Origin of the sequence: Nonomuraea turkmeniaca (assembly GCF_005889735.1) — a bacterium.
GTDB lineage: Bacteria > Actinomycetota > Actinomycetes > Streptosporangiales > Streptosporangiaceae > Nonomuraea > Nonomuraea turkmeniaca.
This window is the reverse complement of sequence record NZ_VCKY01000476.1, coordinates 1-2,740: the sequence shown is the minus strand read 5'-3', so window position 1 is coordinate 2,740 and position 2,740 is coordinate 1. Positions and strand designations below refer to the sequence as shown.

The window sequence follows — 2,740 nt, the reverse complement described above, 5'->3', positions numbered from 1 at the left end:
ATCCAGTCGTTGGCGTGATGCTCCCAGGTGGTGGCCCAGACGAGCTCCGCCCCGGTGGCCAGCGCCAGGTCGAGGAGGCGGCGGCCGTGCCTCGGGTTGAGGTGGACGGTGTAGAGCTCGCCGTCGATCGTGCAGCGGTAGCGGCGGAAGTCGGGGGTGGGCCGGCCCATGGGGTTGAGCACCCCGTCCACGTCGAGCAGCAGGAGAGGCTTCACTCAACCGCTCCGGCCGGACGTCGTCGCATCCCGCTCACGGTACTCCTGCGGGCTGACCCCCCGTACGCGCTTGAAGGCCGCGCTGAGCGCGAACGGGCTGCCGTACCCGACCTTCCTGGCGACGGACCCGATCGTGGCGTCGGGCTCGCGCAGCAGGTCGGCGGCCAGGGCGAGGCGCCAGTCGGTGAGGAAGGACATCGGCGGCTCGCCGACCAGCTCGGTGAAGCGCCGGGCCAGCGACGCCCGGGAGACGCCGACCTCGGCGGCCAGGGCGGCGACCGTCCACGGGTGGGCGGGGTTGTTGTGCAACATCCGCATGGCCTTGCCGACCACCGGGTCGCCCATGGCGCGGTACCAGGCGGGCGCCTCGTGGGTGGCGAACCACGACCGCAGCACCGCGATGAGCAGCAGGTCGAGCAGCCGGTCCAGGACCGCGTCCTGCCCGGGCTCGTCCTTGACGATCTCGGCGCCGAGCAGCGAGATGATCGGGCCGCCCGGCTGGACGATCATCGACGGCAGCGCCTCGAGCAGCCGCCTGCTGACCTCGCCTTCCATGGTGTACGCGCCGGTGAGCATGACGGTGTCGCCGTCGGGGTTGTTGCCCCAGGTCCGCACGCCCAGGTCCATGGCCTGGTAGAGCGACTGGCCGTCGAGCGTCCTGCAGTGTCCGCCGGGATGGATGATGATCTGCGGCTCGGCGCCGGGGTGATCGGCGATCGTGTACGGCTCCGGCCCCCGGTTGATCACGACCTGGCCCGGCCGCACGCGTACGGGCTCGCCCGCGTCGGGCACCACCCACGCCTCGCCACGCACCACGGCGGTGATCGCCAGCGGCGCCTCGTCCTGGATCCGCAGCGACCAGGGCGAATCGAGGATCACGCGAAGCAGGAAGGCGCCACGGGCACGTGGGCCGTCGAGCAACGCCGCGAGCTGGTCCATGGGCAGACGATCGCATATGGGATTGCGCTTCTCAACCATGGAGAGTCTGCCGCGTATGGCGGCTTACTAGAAGCATGACGACTTTGGTAACCAGCGGCACGGGCAAGACCGGCCGCCGCGTGGCCGACCGGCTCACCGCTCTCGGCCTGCCCGTACGGATCGGCTCCCGCTCCTCCGCACCGCCCTTCGACTGGGCCGACCGCTCGACGTGGCCGGCCGCGCTCGACGGCGTCTCGGCCGTCTACCTCGCCTACTACCCGGACCTGGCCTTCCCCGGCGCGTACGACACCGTCAAGGCGTTCACCGAGCTCGCCGTGCACAGCGGCGCCCGGCGGATTGTCCTGCTCTCGGGCCGGGGCGAGCCGGAGGCGCAGGCCAGCGAGCGCACCGTGCAGGAGTCCGGCGCGCAGTGGACGATCGTCCGCTGCAGCTGGTTCATGCAGAACTTCAGCGAGGATTTCCTCCTGGACGCGGTACGCGAGGGCGTCATCGCGCTGCCCGTCGCCGACGTGCCCGAGCCCTTCGTGGACGTCGACGACATCGCCGACGTGGCCGCCGCCGCGCTCAGCCAGGACGGCCACGCCGGCAAACTGTACGAGATGACGGGGCCGAGGCTGCTGACGTTCGCGCAGGTGGCCGAGGAGCTGTCCCGGGCCACCGGCAGGCAGATCTCGTTCGTCCGGGTGACGCCCCAGGCGTACGTGGACACGGTCGTCGCACACGGCCTGCCACGCCAGGAGGCGGAGGGCCTCTCCCAGATGTTCACCGGGATCCTCGACGGCCGCAACGCGAGCGTGGCCGACGGCGTACGGCAGGCGCTCGGCCGCCCGGCCCGCGACTTCGCCGACTTCGCCAAGGCCAACGCCAAGGTCTGGGCGGCCCAGGCCAGCAGGATCTCGGTGGCGGCGGGAATGGGCCCGCCGGCCGGTGAGACCTCCAGCTCGATCCCGGCGGACCGCAGACTGCGCGCGGCCTTGTCGAGCTCCTCCGACAACGCCGGGGCGCGGTAGCCGGTCACGGCGTGCCGCACCTCGTCGAGGGCCTGGCGGGCGGCGTGCTCCACGTCGGTCATCTCACGGGCGGCGCGATCCGGTTCGGTGCGGGCCAGCCGAGCGGCGAGCTGGCTCCTGATGGTGATCGATGTAAGTGTGTGTCCGAGAATGTCATGAAGATCCCGGGCGAAACGCAGTCGCTCGTTCTCGACGGCCATCTGGGCCACTTCGGCGCGGGCCGCCTCCAGCCGCGCGACCAGCACCCCCATCTGCTTCAAGCTCTGCACCACCACCGCCTGCACCACGATGACGAGCGGCACCCACCAGACCCCGTCGAACGGCGCACCCAGCAGCCACAGGACGATCACGTCAGTGATCGCCGTCACCGCCACCGCGCCGGCGAACACGGCCGGCCGCAGCGAGGCGCCGAGACCACTGACGACGAACACGAAGGCGACGTAGGCCCACGGCCGGCCGAGGACGGGGACCAACGCCAGTGTCGTGCCGAGCAGCCCGGCCAGAGCCCACGGCCGAGAGCTGCCGCCCCGGCCGCTGAACAGCCGCCACATGATCATCAGCCAGCAGCTCGCGAAC

The 2,740-nt window shown here is 71.5% G+C and carries 3 protein-coding genes and 1 pseudogene; 1 reads left to right on the top strand and 3 read right to left on the bottom strand.

Annotated features, from left to right (window positions below):
• Together ETD86_RS53755 and ETD86_RS53750 are read right to left on the bottom strand one after the other, a co-directional pair.
• Positions 1 to 215, bottom strand: a 215-nt coding sequence (locus ETD86_RS53755; RefSeq protein ID WP_246149529.1) for an HAD domain-containing protein, incomplete at its 3' end; no start/stop codon positions are given.
• Positions 216 to 1,154: an AraC family transcriptional regulator gene (locus ETD86_RS53750; protein ID WP_138674296.1), complete on the bottom strand. Its 939-nt coding sequence runs from the start codon at positions 1,152 to 1,154 to the stop codon at positions 216 to 218. It lies immediately after the preceding gene.
• Positions 1,155 to 1,228: 74 nt separating this feature from the next.
• Here ETD86_RS53750 and ETD86_RS53745 point away from each other — a divergent pair, with 74 nt between their 5' ends.
• The gene (locus tag ETD86_RS53745; protein WP_138674295.1) at positions 1,229 to 2,164 is read left to right on the top strand and encodes an NmrA family NAD(P)-binding protein; all 936 of its coding nucleotides are present in this window, start codon (positions 1,229 to 1,231) and stop codon (positions 2,162 to 2,164) included.
• Between the two features lie 44 nt (positions 2,165 to 2,208).
• On the opposite strand, the pseudogene ETD86_RS58880 reads toward ETD86_RS53745, so the two are convergent.
• Positions 2,209 to 2,364 (bottom strand): annotated as a pseudogene (locus ETD86_RS58880) (histidine kinase); the annotation flags it as partial.
• Positions 2,365 to 2,740: the final 376 nt, after the last annotated feature.

Bases quoted from the DNA above. Each gene is read 5' to 3' on its own strand.
- ETD86_RS53745 (WP_138674295.1), top strand. From the start codon at position 1,229: ATGACGACTTTGGTAACCAGCGGCACGGGCAAGACCGGCCGCCGCGTG.
- ETD86_RS53750 (WP_138674296.1), bottom strand. From the start codon at position 1,154: ATGGACCAGCTCGCGGCGTTGCTCGACGGCCCACGTGCCCGTGGCGCC.